Here is an 18,235-nt window from a genome sequence, read left to right on the forward strand (position 1 = left end):
TTAAAACCCGAGCGCGTAGAAGCCTCTGACCCGTTCTTCGGTCGTGGCGGCCGCGTTATGGCAAACAACCAGCGCGAGCAGAAACTGAAATTTGAGCTAGTCGTTCGCGTCTACGAAAACGGTCCATTGTTGGCAGTCATGTCCCTCAATTACCACCAAGACCATTTTGGCACTCAGTTTGAAATCAAAACAGCCGACGGCGAGACCGCGCATTCTGGCTGTATGGGCTTTGGCTTAGAGCGCATTGTATTGTCCCTGATTCAGCGCCACGGCTATGACGTTAAGGCTTGGCCTAGCGAAGTCACCTCACTACTGGGCTTGTCGTAAATCACATGGCGCTACGCGATATTATCCGTAGCGCCATTCGCTTTACACACCCGGAGGACAACTTTTAAACGAAGAGATACCATGCAAGAGACTCCCCGCATTCCCGCACAGGCTTCGCTTTGGAAGCTAGATGTCGCCACCTACGTACCCCATAGCCTGCACGGCCCAAACCGAAACTTTGTCGAGAGTAATTGCTACATCGACATCTGGGTAGAGCTTATTCATGCCGCAGGTTTAGAGGTCTATCCTTTTTTAGCTTTTACACTGGCCAGCGATTTTGAAAACGACCAGTGGACGTTTTATAAGCCCTCCTTCGAAGACATCCAATCGCTGTACGGCATTAGCGTACACGAGCTGTATTTATGGGGCGGCCTGCATCAGCAAATTGCACGACAACTGCAGCACAACAAAATGGTACTGCTAGAAGCCGACGCCTTCTTTTTGCCGGATACGCAAGAAACGGACTATAAGCAAAACCATGTCAAAACAACCATTGGTATCGAATCGATAGACCTCGAAAACAAAACCATGGGTTATTTTCACAATGCCGGTTACTACCAATTAGAGGAAGACGATTTCAACAGCATCTTCCACCTCGACAAGCCTGCAATAGACGGCTATTTACCGCCTTACTGCGAAATTGCCAAGCTAGATAACCTGCACAAGCATTCGCCAGAAATAATACGGGATAAAGCCAGAGAGCGACTTAACCATTACCTCGCTCAACTTCCCAAAACCAATCCAATAACGCGCTTCAAAGAAGGCTTTGCCGAAGAACTGGTTTACCTGTGCGAACAGGGCTTAGAAAGTTACCACCACTATGCTTTTGGCTCTCTACGCCAATTAGGTTCCGGTTACGAATTTACCGCTTATTTTTTGCGTGCACTACAAGCCGCTGAAGGTCACGACCACTTAGAGCCCATAGCCGCGATGTTCGATGAAATTTCCGTTACGGCAAAAACCCTAATATTAAAAGGGGCGCGCATGGTGAATCGCAAGAATATTAAAGATGTGAGCGCAGACTTCGATGGCATGGCCCAACATTGGGATAACGCAATGGCCGCACTCACAGAGCAACTTGCGTGAATACCCCAATAAATGACGATGCCCCGCAAGCCACCATTGCGCCGAATATCATCAGCGTAGCGGGCACCAGCGTTACAACTCTAGAGCAAAGCGCTTGGTCATCGTTAGCCATAGCACCGAACGCTGCCACAGAACCTGCGCAATTAGAATCTATCGCGCAAGCCTGGAGCCCCGCCTTAGAGGCGCTTGAGGCTCAAAATATTCCCGCCCACGAACGGGAGGATTACGACGTTTGGTATCACTGCAACTTCGCACTGAATGAGACAGATAAATGCGTGTCTTATTTGCACCTAGAAGGTTTAGCCACGGTCGCCGAAGTCTGGCTGAACGGCATTCGCTTACTGCAAAGCGACAACATGTTTATTCAACACTCACTGAACATTAGCCGCGTCAGCCAAATAGAAAATACGCTACTTATTCGGGTTTTAGCACTAACGCCACAACTGGACATGCGTAAACCTCGCCCCAAGTGGCGCACACCGTTCGTAAATCATAAAAACCTTTCGTGGTTTCGTACATCCCAAGTTGGGCGCATTCCAACATGGTCTCCACCGCCCGCCATTATCGGCCCATGGTTACCGGTTTCGGTTATTCAGCAACGTACGCTAACCCTTAGCGCTTGCCAGCTACAATGCACTTTGGACGGTGATAAAGGCGTCGTGAACGCAAACATCGAGCTTCAAGCCTTAAATGGAAACAGTATTACTAACGTTCAGTTGCAAGTCGGTGTCCATAAAATACGACTCAACAAGGTGCCGGGCAATAATGGTGAAGGCTCCTGCTATGCAGGGCAATTAACCTTAAGCGATGTTCAAACGTGGTGGCCGCATACGCATGGCGAACCAACACGCTATAACGCATCACTGATGATCACCATCGGCGAGCAAGAGCACCTTATCGATTGCGAGCCCTTAGGTTTTAGAACACTAGCGTGGAATAACCTTGCCGCCGCTTTACAGACAAAAGGGGAATTCAATAAAGACTTTGGCTTAACTATTAATGGCGAAAAGATATTCTGCCGTGGCGCTTGCTGGACCCCTTTAGATATTCATAATACGCAAAATAGTGAATTTCAACTGAGAGCAGCTCTACTACAATTACGCGATGCTGGCGTTAACATGCTCCGTGTGAGCGGCACATTTTATTACGAGCAAGATCTGTTTTATCAGCTGTGTGACGAGCTCGGTATTTTAGTGTGGCAGGATTTTATGTTTGCGCGCCTAGCCTACCCTTTTGAAGACGACACCTTTCGCGCCTCCGCTACGAAAGAAGCAACACAAATTTTAAACCGCCTACACTTTAGACCCAGTCTTGCCATTCTTTGTGGCAATACCGAAATTGAACAACAAACGGCGATGTTGGGTTTACCTCTGGAAGGCGACTTACATCATTTTTTTCGAGAAACCCTCGCCGAACTTTGCGCCGAAATTGCCCCCACTACCGCCTATTGGCCATCATCACCTGCCGGTGGCGACTTACCCTTTAAAGTCACCCAAGGTGTCAGCCACTATTTCGGTGTCGGCGGATATCAGCGCGCGCTAGAAGATGCTCAGCTTAATAGCCCCCAATTTGCGAGCGAATGCCTCGCATTCTCGAACGTACCCGAGAATGCCGGTCTGAAACCTTTTTTGCCTGACCAAGCCGGCTTTCCTACACACCCAGACTATAAAGCGGGTGTCGCACGCGATGTGAGTTCCGGCTGGGATTTCGCCGACATTACCGATCATTACATTGAACGTTTATTTAATATCGATACTCGCCAACTCCGCTACCAAGACCCACAGCGTTATTTTCAACTATCGCGCGTGGCTTGTGGCGAAGTCATGGCCAAAACCTTTGGTTTGTGGCGCCGCGATAGCTCCCCCTGCAACGGCGCTTTAATTTGGTTTTTAAAAGATTTACAAAAAGGCGCTGGTTGGGGCTTAATTGACTCTGATGGGCAAGCTAAGTCTATTTATTTTTATTTAAAGCGTGCATGGGCACCACTCGGATTATGGTTTGTGGACGACGGCCTTAATGGTGTATCACTTAACCTTAGTCACGAAAAAAATATTCCACTCGATACCGTACTTGAAGTTGTGCGCTACCAAGCGAACGGCAAGATAGCCTTAAGTAAAAAAATACCACTCAGCTTACTAGGCCGCGACAATTTACAATGGAATGTAGAGGCTTTGCTCGAACAGTTTTTTGATATTAGCTATGCCTATAAATTTGGCCCGAAAGAACACATGCTGGTTCATGCCAGCTTATGGCAAAAAACTGAAAATACGGACACTCCTGATCAGCTATTAAATGAATGTTTTTATTACCCGCAAGATATGGGGCTACACGCCCACGTAGAACCTGAACTAGAGACCGTAGCGCTTAAAAATGAAAGCGGTTTTTCGCTTACAATCAAAACAAAACATTTTGCACGCGCCGTTGCAATTAATAGCTACCCCTATATACCAAGTGATAACTATTTTGATTTAGCACCGAATAGTCAGCGCACCATTCAACTCCATGCGCCACAAAACACTAAGCCCTTACGCGGTTCGATTTCTGTTTTTAATAGTCATAAAACGGTTACGATCAGCATTAATAACACTGAATAGAAGTAATCTCGTTTGACTGAATTTATGACATCGCCCCCATCCGATCACCTGCCATCCACTATTGTTGCCGACGATGGCTCCATTCCATTTTGGCTGGATGTGGAAGACGTAAGAGTATTTGCCTGGTATCACCCAGCTAAAGGCGATGCGCATAACAATCAAGCCATTGTGCTTTGTAATACCTTTGGTTCAGAGGCAATGCTACTGCACCCAGCCTACAGACAATTGGCTATTGAATTATCCGCGCAAGGTTACCCCTGTTTACGCTTTGATTACCCAGGCACCAATGACTCCGAAGGCTCGCCCCGCGATGCTCACTTATTAGATCTGTGGCTAAAAAGTATTCACTGCGCCATCGATTTTTTACGTAATGAATCGGGTGTAGAGCACATCAGTTTATTCGGCGTATTACTCGGCGCCACACTTGCCGCACATGCTGCCACCCAGAGAAATGATATAGAAGACCTTATTCTGTGGGCGCCGTATATTAGCGGTAAGAATTTCTTACGTACCATTAAATTGCAAAACAGCGTCATAACTGCTAACGAAGATAACATCATCCCCAACACGTGGAGGGATGGTGATAGTGAGGCCTTTGGTTTTCTTCTACCCAAAGATTTTGCAGAAGCTCTTAGCAAAATTAACTTAAGTAAAATAACAGTTGCGCCCTGCAAGCAAGCCTTTGTATTCGTGCGGGATAGCAGCTCAAATGAAAAAAAACTCACTAAAATTCTGACTGAACAGGGCGTAGATTTAACATTTCAAGACAGCGCTATCGAAGACTTAAGCCACATTATGGCAAGAATGCAGATACCCACAGCGCTTAACCAGAACATACTTTCCTGGCTCAATGCTAAAGCCCCTCTTAGTCTTGCCAGCCCAAAACCCTCTACCAGCCCCTCATCACATTTAAGCCAAAAATATAATACAGATCAATATACCGAAGAGGCTGTATTTATTAACAATAACGTTAATCTATTTGGCATTGTTAATAGACCGAATACCTCAACAAGTAATGATACCGGCATTTTACTGATTAATGGCGGTTCGAACCACAGAGCCGGCATTAACCGAAATTATACTGAATGGGCAAGAGCATGGGCTAGCCAAGGCTATACCGTTTTACGTATCGACATTTGTGGCCTCGGCGATAGCCCACCCCAAAACAATCAAGAACGCAATACGCTGTATCTAGATTCCACACGGCAAGATATAGAAAAAAGCTGCGAATACCTTAAGGAAATACTGAGGGTTAAAAAATTAGTCGTTGCCGGACTTTGTGCCGGCGCCTATCAAAGCTTGAGAGTAGCTCTAACATCTAACAGTATTGAAGGCGTACTGCTAATTAACCCTCTTCGCTTTCAAAAACCGAAAAGACACCAGGATGGAAGAAATACGCACAATAGTGTTGAGCAATTAGTCGAGACAACATCGTTTTTAGCTTTCATGCTATTTTTTCTAAACTATAAAAACTGGCGAACTTTAAAAAAATGGAAAAGAACAAGCTTAAGCTTAGCGAAAAGCGCATGTGTTCAACTGTTAAAACAGATGCGAGATCTACTGCAGCCCAAAAAGTGGAGCGCATTAAATAATTACAACGTGGCAGCCAAAGAAATTTTATTTTTGACGGACCGAAAAGTACATGTATTTATACTATGCGGCACCAAGGAAGTCATCCTGCCTTTTTTTAAAGTCGCGCTCGCGCGCTACCGAAGTAAATTAAACAAAACACCGTATTTCGCAATGGAAGAACTGGACAATACTAACCACATTCTATCGCCCATCTGGAGCCAGCATAAAGCTTACGAGCGACTCACTGAACAGTTAAAAATAATATCCGACAGGGATAAATAAAAAATATCGAACTATATTTAATAAGATATAAACTGCATTCGTAAGCTAAAATCGCTACCAATCACTGGGTGTGAACATCACCGATATCACCAGAGACCAACAAAAAAAAGACTGCGCTACCCTACGCCAAAAGGGTTTTGGAACAATCGGGTCACCGCTATTGAAAGCCAAAACCGTTTGAAATACAACGCAGCAGCACTTAATTATCAACCCGATCTCTGACACCATAAAATGACGAGTGGCTAGCGTTAAAAAATGAGGGGAAAAACCGCTAGGACATAGCCTTAGCGGTTTTTGGCATAAACTTCATGAATAGCTTTACTTATAAAAATATCAGACTAATAAATATCAATATTTATACCTAGCTGGTAACTGGCACCGAAGCGCTCGCGGCTATAGAGCATATTACCATTAGAGCTTTCATTGCCAGAAAAGTAACGAAGTGAATCATCATCGGTCAAATTAATAGCATCGAAGAAGACCTTAACCCTATTATTAATTTTGTAAGTGGCTTTAAAGTCTACCCCAAAATCGCTATCCGCATAAACATCAGCCCAATCATTACAACCGCCATCTGCAGGGCAAGACCCAATAGAATATAAAATTTCACTTCTATAGTTACCTGTTAGGCGCGTAGAAAATTTTTCATTTTCCCAACCTAATGTTAAGTTGGCGGTTTCGTCGGCTTGATCTGGAAGCTTGATGCTCCCTACACGAAAGGAATCATCCAACCGCCCTTCGCTATCGAGTAGCGTTAAGTTAGCTTGAGTAAATAAACCTGTCTCAAAGTGTTGTGAATAAGTAAGTTCGATCCCGAATACTTTAGCAGTATCGCCATTTTCACTGTAATGCACATCGGTTAATAGTAGGTCACTGGGGATAACAAACTCATTTACTTGCGCTATAGGTAGTTGTACCGGCAAGTTATTCAGTGCGATTTCGGCGCCTTTAATATCGACTATAAAGTTTTTAATGTCTTTGTAAAAAAATGCCGCCTGAAGATACAAATCATCGCTTGGGTTCCAAGACGCGCTCAGATCAATATTAGTGGCCTCCATTGGATTTAGATTAGGGTTGCCGATTTCCAACTTATTACTCTGCGCTAAGACATAATCGGATGTTGGCCGTGCGGTTTCTTCACTCGTATCATCATCGTCACATTGGCCGGTGCCTGGTATGCCATCAACTTCAGTGCCTGGCTCACATAATTCGATGTCCCCATCAATTTTGGCAAAAGTACGCACTTCGTTAAAAGTCGGGCGTACGTAACTTGTCCAAACTGCAGCTCTAAATAGCCACTCCTCAGAGGCTTCGTAGCGAAAATGCATACTCGGCAGAAAATTGCTGTAGGTCTTTGTACTCGCGGGCATATTAAGTACAACATCTAAACCGGCGGCCTCATCACCCTCGAATGCAAAGTCGTCATTTTCAATCGAGAAAAACCCGACTGAATCGAGTTCAACGCTTTCGTACCGAGCGCCAATAATTAATGAGCCATTTTCGATAACGTTAAACTCGGCCATAAGGTACACAGCTGAGGTATCTTCGCTAATAGTGTAATCATCTTTACTGCTATCAATATTCCCTGCGCTAGTATCACCGGAGTAAGGCGCCAAAGGAGCGACAATATTCAGAAGCGATTTTGCGTCTTCTACGGTAATAAATGAATACTGGTAATCAGGGTGATCGGCAAAGGCGCTGTTAAAATCTTCCCTGTAGGCTTCTGCATAATTTTCACAAAGGGCCTTAGTGTCAACGTCGTTATATAAAGCATCACAACCATCAGCCTCGTTTTTACCAGGGTCAAAACTTTGCCTATCTTTATTGCGATCACGGTCACGGCTTTTGAACCGAAAACCGGCCTTAAGGTAATTAACGGCATCTGAATCGTAGTCTTTTTGTAGATTAAAGGAAAAGCTATTCACGCTATCATCTCTTACGCTTTGCTCTAAAAAAACATTATCAAGATGCATGTTGCTATTATTGACTTCATCGTAATCGATATAACTTGAATATTCCTGAGTGTCTATACCATCAACTGTATAACGATCTTCTCCATCAGCGAAAACAAACTCATAGCCTCCTAGCGCCCTCATTTCGGCTTCGCTTACCACTTCGCCTTTAATAAAGTCTTTGCCTGCGCGGCCTACCATGGCGACATCACGCGTTCTAAGTTGCAGCCTCTGACCGTCAGGCTTGTCCCATTTAGACTTAGACATGGAGAGCTTATAATCCAGTGTTAAATCGCCACCAACAATAGATTCTCCACTAAAGGCAAAATTGCTTGTGGTTGAGTCGGATGTTTGAAAAAAGATTTGATGCTGTAGCTCAGCATCAATTACCCCAAATTCATTAAGCGACGGGTTAACATAAGCGACCTCATCAGACCCGGCACCGTCAAAGCGCAAGTACTCGCGTCGTGTAATTTCGTTGTCTTCGTATTGTGTATGGCTGGCAGATATTTTAAATGAATGATTGTCTGTAGGGCGGTATTCGAGATCGACAGATCCTGCCATTCGCGTGCGCTCTCCATTTTCTTCGCGCATTTGAAATTGGTAGGGTCCGATGACGGTGGCAACATTGTCGCCAGGACTACTTTGGTCAGGCAAACGTTGTTGGTAGGTATCTGGCAACGAGGTTTCGTGGTGCCTATCATCATAGACTTGGGTCGTGTTTTTTTCATGCGATACGGCATAAGCGACACCTAAGGTATCACCTGAATACTTGTGTGTCCCGCGCAAAGAGATCTTAGGTGATAACTTACCCGCATAATCTTGATAGCCAGTTTGCAGGGTCGCTTTTAGCGTATTTTTATCATACGTAAACGCTGAGGTGGAATTAATATTGACGGTGCCGCCAATAGAGTTAAGGTCCATATCCGGCGTTAGCGATTTAAACACTTCGATAGAGCCCATCAAATCAGCGGGAAAAGAGTTTAGCGATGCCGAACCTGTATCTTTTCCTCTAGTATCCTCAGAGGCCGATGCCATTTCATTGCCGTTAACACTGACATTGACGAATTCGGAGCCAAGACCGCGGATATTAACATGCGTACCCTCGCCCTCTTGCATTTGCAACGTAACGCCTGGTAAGCGCTTTAACGATTCTGCGACATTTTGATCGGCAAAGTTACCCGCATCATCCTGAGCAATAATCGAGCTGAAAATTTTCTTTTGTCGCTCCATCTCACGTGCGTTAAGTTCGGCTTGGCGCACACCGGTAACAATGACTTCTTCAACAATAGTGTTACTGGCTGTATCTTTTGGAGCGTCTTGCGCTACCGCATTGACTACCAAGCCTCCAGTGACGGCTGATGCAATCGTGAGATGCATTAATCGTTTTTTAAACATTCGTTTGACTCCTCGATTTGGGTGCGAGAACACAATATTTCATCCGCTAATGCTTGATTGCGCCATCCCCACCTTCACTGCTTAAAGCGTTACATACGTTAGCCTTCCGGCCAACGTCGGTTTGGCATGCGGCACTTTAAGCACTTAGATAAGCAGATCGCCTCCGTCACCTTATGGAATCAACTATTATCGCCTCGCCCCTTACTATTATTAGTTTTATAGCCCTAAAAACACTCGAATCAAGTGAAAAATAGTGGTCAGGCCTAAGGTATACCACATAGACCACACCTTAACGCAATTGTATGACCAATTTCACTATAAAGTGAATATAAGTGAACTAGTCTTACAGCCAATGAAGGTGAGGGGCATACTCACATTAAGTCGTGAACGACACATAAGGGACGAGGAAACAATATTTCATCCACTAATACTTGATCTCGACCTCCTTATCTTCGTTGCTCAAAGCGTTACATGCCCCGGCATGCGCCCCTTTAAGCGCCTCGATAAGAAAGCCGATCTCTTCGCCTAATTGGATAATCTATTATTGCCTCGTCCCTAAGGAGGTTCATACAGAGGCGAGTCAATACAGGCATGCAGTTCAGCCTTGCTAATAAGGAGGGTGGCAATAAAAGATTGTCCAATTAAACGCCGGCTTTGGGGTTGTATCGCACTATTTCGTGCAACCGGTTTTAGTTGGCAGAATATGCCCGCCATAACCTAAGTTATTGGCGACCCTTACGAACGGCTCACCGAACAGTTACAAATAATATAAGAGAGGGATATATAAAAAAAGCGGCGTAGATTAATCGAACATAAACTGCATGCGTAAGCTAAAAGCGCTGCCAACAACTGGCGTGCGTACATCACCAAAATTACCAGAGACTAAATCTCCACGTTGATATTGGGCCGCTAGCTTGAGATTTTTAGATGGATAATAAGTCATGCCCAAATCAATACTATTGGCATAATCTCGGTTTTCACCATAGTTTAAATCAACAGAGTTAACCCTAAAAGCAACCTCTAGATATTGACCGCCTTTAAAATCCGGCTCTAACTCACCATTTTCATAGTGACGGCCATCGCCGATAAAACTCACAGCGGCTTGCATATAGCTACCATAATATTCTGGCTGACCGTTGAGCTCGTCTATTTCCGGATTACCCGCATCAAAAATCCAACGCTGTGAAAACAGCTCTGCCTGTAAGGTTAAATAATGAAACAAGCCAGCAATTTCGAAGTTACTGGTATTGATCGCATTGGGGCTAAGCCGAGAGCCTTTAATTTGATCATCAGCATTGCCGCCAACAATCACCGTTTTATGCCTAAGTTTATTATCGGTCACGACCTCATTATTAAAGCCAGCGCCAATATGTAGAAGACCATCTTTTTGATCGCCATAGAATAATTGTGCACGTAAACTTGTCACGTGTCCCGCTTCATAATCTTTATCTTCAGGCTCCCTAAAAAAACGACCTACCTCCACACCTAAAAAACTATTTTTATATTGAACACTTACACCAGGGCTTCGACTGAGGGTAAAAATATCACTCGCCATTGATCGTTCAAAAAGAGGCAAGGTTTTTGTACTTTGCAGGTTCTCAAGACCAAAAGGTATCTTGAATCGACCAAGGTTGATGTCTAAGGATTGAATCGGTTCATAAGTAAGATAGGCGGCATCCAAACTGATCTCACCATCGCCAGCGTCTACTTTAAAAGCCAGCTTATACTTTAGCTTATCTTGAAGGTCGTCTTTTACGCTGAACTTAATGCGCCGTAAATTCCAATGATAACGGCCATCTTCTTCATTCGTGAAAAGAGCGCCTTTGGTGGAGTGGACATCAACAATACCATAGCCTTCAACATCCAAAGCCCACACAGGATAAGTGAAATAAACGGTAGCAATGACTAATAAATAACAATATTTTTTCAACGGAGCGCTTCGCAATCAATAGTGAATAGAGGAGGTACTACCAGTTAATAAACGTCTATCGACTCATTAACCCGTATGATTTGTACATTTAACCGTGATTGCAAGTCGACATAAAGCTTTCTGCCATAGGGAGGTGTAATAAGCATCACAGATATTAAATAATATTCCGACAGGCCAGAATGGACGCTAGATAACACGAGAGCCCTCTAGAATAGGCGCTTAGAAGCAATGCCGCTCCGTGCCAAACTAGTATTATCATCAGTCAATGTGTATCATGATATATCATATTCTATACCCATTGACGACTCAAAAGGCACGCATCAGAATGAACACGGCTATCCCGATAGACCAGATAACCAACCTACTATCAAAGGAAATATCCGGCGCATTCAGTCAAGAAAGTCAAGCGTATGACTGTACTTTATTAATGCCACAGAAAAACGTAGCTGACGATTCAACAAAGATTCTAATCTCTAATCAAAAAAAGCCTATTGGCGTTATTCTTTGCGCAAAGACTAGCTTAAGCGATATCCCAAATCGAAATGCAAATAGAGCGATAGAAATAAAAGCTAAACTCTCTGGTGCGGCCCAAGAAACCGTATTGGCGCCACTGGCCCACGGAAGCAAAGAAGGAATTGGCTATACGATATGGCCCTACATTCCGCCCATCAGTAAAAATAGAGTCATCAATTATCTCCAAAGAAAATATCACTGCCATGCTATGTTTCACTGGATAATCGACAGCAGTAAACAAAGTAAAACTTCAGTCTCTACAGAAAATCTAGAAAGCCACTTCATTCTGCCACTTGAACAACTCTCTAAAGACTCACTTATAGCTCCAGAGATACGCAGTGATATACAAAAGCAAATAAGTGGATTATCCAATAGAGAGTGGGCGCCGTATCACGTGATGGCACACAACGATCTTTGGACCGGCAACATATTACTCAACAAAAAGAATACCTACGGCATTTCAATTATAGATTGGGCTGGGGCCGATTACGAAAGTTTTGCCGTGTATGATTTAGTTCGCCTAGCGATGAACCTGAGAGTAGGTGATAAGTTTTTTGTCGCGCAGTTACGCTCACTGTGCGACGTTTTAGAGTGCGATCCCGAACACGCCAGAGGGCACTTACTTTCTAGCTTTGCACATCTAGCAGCCAACCTTGATAACTTCCCGCATGATCGATTTGTAAAGCTAATTGATATTTCCTATAAATATCTCAAGGATCGAACGTAAAAAACATTACCCATAAATACACCAGAGGGCTCTACCCTCTGGTGCTCTCAACTATGGATTAGCCGTGTTAAAACTAGGCGCACTCGTCCACTCAAAAGAACCGGTTCCATTCGGTGTTCGCGAATAGCTTTGGTCCTCCGGTGCATCAACAAAATCAACTTGATCCGCAAACTCTAATGCAGGATTCACAAGGTAGACATATTCACCACCGGCGCTCAGCTTAAAGTTTGCATGCAAGCCCCCTAGTTCATCAGCATTATCATCAGCCCAGACCACCAATGTTGCACCAGCATTAATCATCGTACCGCTCGGGAAAGGCCACCGCTGAAGCTGAGTATCCTCATCGGTCAGATACCAACCACTCAAATCGACCGCTTGATTGCTCGTATTATAAAGCTCGATCCAATCCGCATATTCCTCGAGCTCATTGACCACGATAGTTTCGTTATCAGCCACCAATTCATTTATCACCACAGGGCTTTGAACTAGGGCTGCGGCCTGTACTTGATAAATATACACATCGTGCTCTGCACCAACAGGAGAATACGTTGCCGTCCCCGCAGAGTTATTAGCAATAGCCTCTACGTAGTAACGTACATATTCACCTTTTAGCATCGCAGGAATGGAGGCAGTAAATTGCCCGCCGCTCGCCGCCATTGCCACCTTAGTAAACCCGCCAGCCAGACCTGTACCGTAATAGAGGTAAACGGCTTGGGTATCGCCTTCAATAGTGGTGGAAACCTCTACTGACTCCGTATCTTTAGGGCGAACAGAAGGAACGCCAGCAACCGAATCCACGACGCTAGCAATACTCACAGGTACTCCACTAAGGTCGGCATGGCTTGCTAAATAGTTATAGCGCGTACTAAAAAAAACTTTTAGCGCCTCAACGTCACTTTCGAATTGTGCGTGCGTATATTCACGAACAACAGCTGGCGCTGAGACATGCGTATTAATTAAGTCTTTATAGTTGTCGATCATGCCTGTAGCAACCTCAGGTTTTAGCGACTCATCCATGATAGTACGGTAATGCGCCAAATAGCGTTCACGTAGCTCAGGAATGCTAAATAACCTATTCATTAATGGAAAGTTAGCATTATCTATTTTGTACAATGGGTTCCAGCTCGTCACTAAACGATCACCCATTGCCGAATTACCATCGTATTCAATAGGCACTAAGCGGCCAGTAAAAACATCAAAGTAGACATAATAATCCATGCCGCCTTTATTAATATAGCTATCGTCGTCGGCAAATATATTTTCAGTGGCAATGAACCACAAAGCGCTATCGATATCCATATATTGACCCAGTTCTTCAAGCGACACAGCATCAGTCACCGATCCCAGCGCATGAGCAGCATTAGCAAGATCCTGCCACGGGTCGACTAGGTCTGCGGATTTAAGGGTGTAATGTTGTTCGTATGCTGTACCGTCTTCCCCCAAATCATTCAGCGTTGACGTGCCTTCACCAAAGGCACCACCACCTCCCGGGCGACCACCGCCACCAGTACCGGCCCCCGTTGCAGGTACTTCTGCCCGCCAACGTGTTGCATCACTATCAAAAAACCATTCTTTGGCATGATCTTTTTCTAGTTTTTGGACATTGCTGTAGGGGCCGGTTTGATAGTGCAACTTCGCGGGTTTGATGTGGACGGCGGTGCCGGTTTACGTGGGCCGGCCTGCTGGTTAGTTGCCATAGTTCACTCGCTAGCTGAACAGTGGATCAAACTTTTTCCGGTGAGTTTTGGCGTGAATTGGAAGTGGCGGAGTAGAATCTCGCAAGTCATCAAAGGCTTGCTCTAGCCTTTGGGGTGTGCAAAAGACATTTTTCCCAACTGTAATCTCGAACTCGAATCTTTCACTCATATCAAGCTCGAGCGATTCAACAAATTTCTCATTAACAAGTCGATATAGTTGTCTGCTCAGGGCATTAAACCTTTTTTGTCGCGCTAAATTTAACAACATATTCTGAATATTCAGGCGAGCAGCAAGAATGATATCTAAATTATAGTCGGTAGACTGAGTACAGATTTTTGCGTAAATAATGAGTCCTACCAGGCAGTCTAGGCTTGGAGTTTCATCGTAGGGCGGTTCTGTTAAAGCCTGATAAAACATCTTATTGCGGTGCTGAGTGACTTGGTTTTTAAGCTCAAAAAAATCCGTATCGACATTAAAGGTTAGCAGGTTAAGGTAAATGCTCGGCCTCAATTGTTGAGCTGCGGTTGCTAATGCATATTGGGTGATATTGTCGTCGGTTAGCAATGCCCAAAGAGGGTGACCTGCAATACGAGCGCTGCCGGGTAATGCATCATCGAACGCTGTAATAAGATCATTATCTCTTAAATCATATTCTTCACTCGCGCATCGGTATATTTTGCTTCGTGTTGTCTTGATCTTTTTTGCGTATCGCGGTGATTTCTCGGCGAGCACGTTGGGAAGCATGGAGTAAGAAGTATTCAGTCGATAGCAGAGCTCACTCACATAGAATGCACTCCTAGCCCGCATAACTAACTGATTATTTATTTCAAATTGATCTTTATCTGCGTGTGCCTGCAAAATTTTCATTATCCCAAATTCAGAAATTTTGTTTCAGTGGAATTCTCTTAAATATAGCGTTAAAGCACTAAAAATGCTGTTTCAGAAACGGTAAAAATTGAAATTACTACACGAAGAGTACTGTCTGGCACTTTTCTATCCCCCTACATACACTGGTTATAGGCGGTTACGATAAGATGAATCTGGGAGAGAGAAGTGACTTCGAAATTGATGAAAAAGACGGCTGGTGATCTAGAGCAAGAGCTATATGCCGCACTTTTTAATACCCACGGCCCAATCATGACGGGCAAGCCCTTATGGTCATCCTTGGGCTACATTTCCGATGATGCTTTCAGAATGTCGATTAGCCGCGGTGAAATGCCTATCCCTTTGTTCAGTATTAATAAACGACGGGGCCGTTATGCGCTCGTTAAAGAGGTGGCGCGCTTCTTGGCGCAACAGCGGGTTAATAATTTAGAATCGCCTAAGCGAGAGGAGGTACCGGATGTAATCACTGAGCGTTAGTTAACATTCAGCGAGTACAAAGCAGAAGAGACCCAAGGATTGCAGTCCCAAGGTCTCTTCGAAGTTAGTCGATTTAGTAGCCCGACTAACTTCAAGCTTAACCTCAACGCGACTTCTGTCAAGAAAAAGCCTAAATATGATTGGGCTTTGAGGGCTCGCTGTGCCTATTGAATGTAAAATTTAAGGTGCAGTTATGATACTAGATACTACGCGGGAGGCCTTGCGCCTACTGCTACAGACCAAACTGTCTGATCGTAAAATCGGCATACTACTAACAATATCCCGTAACACTGTAGGGCGTTACCGCCGATTACTTACTGAAAAGGGTTGGCAGTGGGCCGACCTAGAAGCCATGGACGACCCGGCGCTGGCGGCGTATTTTTATACGCAGCGCCAGCGCGATAGCCATAAAACCATGCCTGACTGGGCGCATATCCATAAACTTTTACAGGCTAAGCATCAAACACGCATTGAGCTATGGGAGAGTTACCAAGAGGTGTTTAAGGCAAACGCTTATTCGTACTCGCAGTTCAATTATCACTATCTACAGTACGTTAAAAGCCTCGACCTGTGTATGCGCCAAGTGCATCACGCTGGCGAGGTTCTGTATGTTGATTACGCCGGTAAGACGATTCCTTGGTTTAACCAAGCCACGCAAACACAGTGCTACGCGCAGGTGTTTGTAGGTGTTATGGGGTGCTCTAATTATACTTTTATGCTCGCGTCGCCAAGTCAAAAGCTGTGTGACTGGATTGATGCGCATAACCGTATGCTGTGGTTTTTAGGCGGCGTACCCCAAGTGGTGGTGCCAGATAACTTGAAGTCGGCGGTGACTAAGCCCGGTAAAGATGCGGTAATCAATCGAACATATCAAGACTTAGCGGAACATTACGGTTTGGCGATAGTACCTGCGCGGGTACGAAGGCCGCAGGATAAATCAAAAGCCGAGCTAGGCGTGAAGTTGGTGACTCGCTGGATAAGCGTGCCGCTATCTCGGCAAACATTTTTTAGTGTGGAGGCCATTAATCAGGCGATTATGCCCCTGCTGAAAAAATTCAATCAGCGAGCGTTTCGTCGATTGCCTGGCAGCCGTGAGTCACATTTTGACGAATTGGATAAGAGCGCACTGAGTCCGCTGCCAGAAGCGCCCTATGAATATGCAGAGTGGGTGGCGGAGCAAAAAGTTGGGCCTGATTACCATGTCTATGTACAGGGGCATGCTTACTCCACGCCTTATCACCTCGCGGGTAAAAGTGTCACTGCGCGTGTCAGCCGCCAATCGGTAGAGCTATTCAGTGCGCACAAACGGGTCGCCTGCCATTTACGCTCCGAGGTTGTGGGTGGTGCGACAACTACGCCGGAACATCGGCCTGCCAGCCATCAAGCCTACGCCAATCAGAATAGAGAAAGTTTCAGTACCTGGGCGCAGTCGCTTGGTAGTGCCACAGAAGCTTTTGTCAATATTCAGTTCGATAATCGCCAAGATCATTACATGCCAGCTTGTCAGGCCTGCGCACAGGTGAAAACCCTCGCTCGGCAGTACGAACATGCACGTATTGAGGCCGCATGTGAACGGGCCATCTTTATTCAATCGCCCACAGTGAAAAGCCTTAAATCGATATTGCGTAATAACTTGGATGGCGTAAAAGACGATGCAGTAATCCTTAATGCCATCCCCCTGCACGGGAATGTTCGCGGCGCAGAGTACTACGCTGAGGGCGGTGGCGATGATGCTTAAACAACCGATCGCCGAACACCTCAAAGAACTTAAGCTTACCGGTATGCTTCGGGCTTGGGAGCTGCAGCAATCCGACACTCGATTTCAGGGTTTGAGTTTTGAAGAAAGGCTTGCCCACTGTGCGGAGGCAGAGATACATGAGCGTAGCCAAAAGCGTCAGGTGCGGCTATTAAATCAAGCGAAGCTCAAGCATGCGAACGCTTGCCTTGAAGACGTTAACTACACCGCGCGACGAGGATTGGATAAAGGCCAAATGACCTCGCTTGCGTTATGCCAGTGGGTAGAGGAACGCCACAATTTGATTATCACGGGCCCTACCGGTGTCGGTAAAACCTGGTTGGCTTGTGCTTTTGGTATGGCGGCGGTACGGCGTGGCTGGTCGGTTATTTATCAACGAGTGAGCCGATTGTTGGAGCAAACCGCAATCGCTCGGGCTGACGGCTCCTTACCCAAGCTACGCGCAAAGCTCGCGAAATGCGAACTACTCATTCTGGATGATTGGGGGTTGTCACCGTTAACCGATATTGGGCGACAGGACCTATTGGAATGTATTGATGATCGCAGTGGTGGTGGCGCGATTATCTTAGCATCGCAGCTACCGGTGAAGAGTTGGTATGACTACATTGGTGAGCCCACGCTGGCTGATGCCATCCTCGACCGAATCGTACATCGCTCCCACAAACTTGAGTTACAGGGGGCTTCAATGCGCAAGCGAATGGGGTTGAGCGGAAATGATAGCGAGGTGAAATCATGAGCACGGTTATTGAGTGGCAGCGCGGTATGTGTGTTGCGAAAGCGCAGTTAGTGCCCCAAAGCACAGCTTATAACCCTGACAACGTTCTCGCTAAAACTTTCGCGCATTACCAGCAATGCTTACACCATTCTAAAAAGGCCCATGATTACCTCCAGACGCGCGGCCTTTTCGATAAAACCTTGCTTCAAGCCTTGGGCCAGCCGAGGTGTGATTCAATGAACGTCTTCAAGGTAGCCAGCACTCGAGTGTTCATTTTTTATTTACATTACCTTTTGACCTTTTTGACGAAATAAGAGAACAGG

11 protein-coding genes and 1 pseudogene are annotated in these 18,235 nt (G+C 45.4%); 8 read left to right on the forward strand and 4 right to left on the reverse strand.

Translation table 11 applies throughout. The features are described from left to right. The 4 genes and pseudogenes from AC3A8L_RS11285 to AC3A8L_RS11300 form a co-directional block, all read left to right on the forward strand. Positions 1-327 (forward strand): annotated as a pseudogene (locus AC3A8L_RS11285) (amino acid--[acyl-carrier-protein] ligase); the annotation flags it as partial. Positions 328-408: 81 nt separating this feature from the next. Beyond that, the gene (locus AC3A8L_RS11290; RefSeq protein WP_487962360.1) at positions 409-1,413 is read left to right on the forward strand and encodes a DUF1839 family protein; all 1,005 of its coding nucleotides are present in this window, start codon (positions 409-411) and stop codon (positions 1,411-1,413) included. Further along, entirely contained in the window at positions 1,410-4,007 is a 2,598-nt protein-coding gene (locus AC3A8L_RS11295) for a beta-mannosidase (protein WP_487962361.1), read from the forward strand. Before AC3A8L_RS11290 ends, AC3A8L_RS11295 begins: the two co-directional genes overlap by 4 nt. A gap of 24 nt (positions 4,008-4,031) precedes the next feature. Further along, a complete protein-coding gene (locus AC3A8L_RS11300; RefSeq protein ID WP_487962362.1) occupies positions 4,032-5,861 on the forward strand; it encodes an alpha/beta fold hydrolase in 1,830 nt (609 codons plus the stop codon). 338 nt (positions 5,862-6,199) lie between these two features. On the opposite strand, the gene AC3A8L_RS11305 is transcribed toward AC3A8L_RS11300, so the two are convergent. Then, positions 6,200-9,211 (reverse strand): TonB-dependent receptor, encoded by a 3,012-nt coding sequence (locus tag AC3A8L_RS11305; RefSeq protein WP_487962363.1) that lies wholly within the window; start codon positions 9,209-9,211, stop codon positions 6,200-6,202. A gap of 802 nt (positions 9,212-10,013) precedes the next feature. Then, on the reverse strand, positions 10,014-11,141 hold the full coding sequence (locus AC3A8L_RS11310) for a porin (RefSeq protein WP_487962364.1): 1,128 nt from the start codon (positions 11,139-11,141) through the stop codon (positions 10,014-10,016). 325 nt (positions 11,142-11,466) lie between these two features. Between AC3A8L_RS11310 and AC3A8L_RS11315 the strand changes: the two genes are divergently transcribed. Next, positions 11,467-12,381: a phosphotransferase gene (locus tag AC3A8L_RS11315; protein WP_487962365.1), complete on the forward strand. Its 915-nt coding sequence runs from the start codon at positions 11,467-11,469 to the stop codon at positions 12,379-12,381. Between the two features lie 51 nt (positions 12,382-12,432). Here the strand turns inward: AC3A8L_RS11315 and AC3A8L_RS11320 are convergent, their stop codons facing one another. Both AC3A8L_RS11320 and AC3A8L_RS11325 read right to left on the reverse strand, forming a co-directional pair. Then, positions 12,433-14,013 (reverse strand): lamin tail domain-containing protein, encoded by a 1,581-nt coding sequence (locus tag AC3A8L_RS11320; RefSeq protein WP_487962366.1) that lies wholly within the window; start codon positions 14,011-14,013, stop codon positions 12,433-12,435. Positions 14,014-14,088: 75 nt separating this feature from the next. Beyond that, positions 14,089-14,862 carry a hypothetical protein gene (locus tag AC3A8L_RS11325; protein ID WP_487962367.1) on the reverse strand — a complete coding sequence of 258 codons (774 nt, stop codon included), beginning with the start codon at positions 14,860-14,862 and terminating at the stop codon, positions 14,089-14,091. A 270-nt stretch (positions 14,863-15,132) separates the two neighbouring features. Between AC3A8L_RS11325 and AC3A8L_RS11330 the strand changes: the two genes are divergently transcribed. The 3 genes from AC3A8L_RS11330 (at position 15,133) to istB (ending at position 17,933) form a co-directional block, all read left to right on the forward strand. Next, the gene (locus tag AC3A8L_RS11330) at positions 15,133-15,441 is read left to right on the forward strand and encodes a hypothetical protein (protein WP_487962368.1); all 309 of its coding nucleotides are present in this window, start codon (positions 15,133-15,135) and stop codon (positions 15,439-15,441) included. Positions 15,442-15,634: 193 nt separating this feature from the next. Continuing rightward, positions 15,635-17,179 carry an IS21 family transposase gene (gene istA, locus AC3A8L_RS11335; protein ID WP_487962369.1) on the forward strand — a complete coding sequence of 515 codons (1,545 nt, stop codon included), beginning with the start codon at positions 15,635-15,637 and terminating at the stop codon, positions 17,177-17,179. After that, entirely contained in the window at positions 17,172-17,933 is a 762-nt protein-coding gene (istB, locus tag AC3A8L_RS11340) for an IS21-like element helper ATPase IstB (RefSeq protein ID WP_487962370.1), read from the forward strand. The genes istA and istB overlap by 8 nt, the downstream gene beginning before the upstream one ends. The last annotated feature ends 302 nt before the right edge of the window (positions 17,934-18,235 follow it).

The organism is Marinagarivorans sp. (assembly GCF_982758155.1).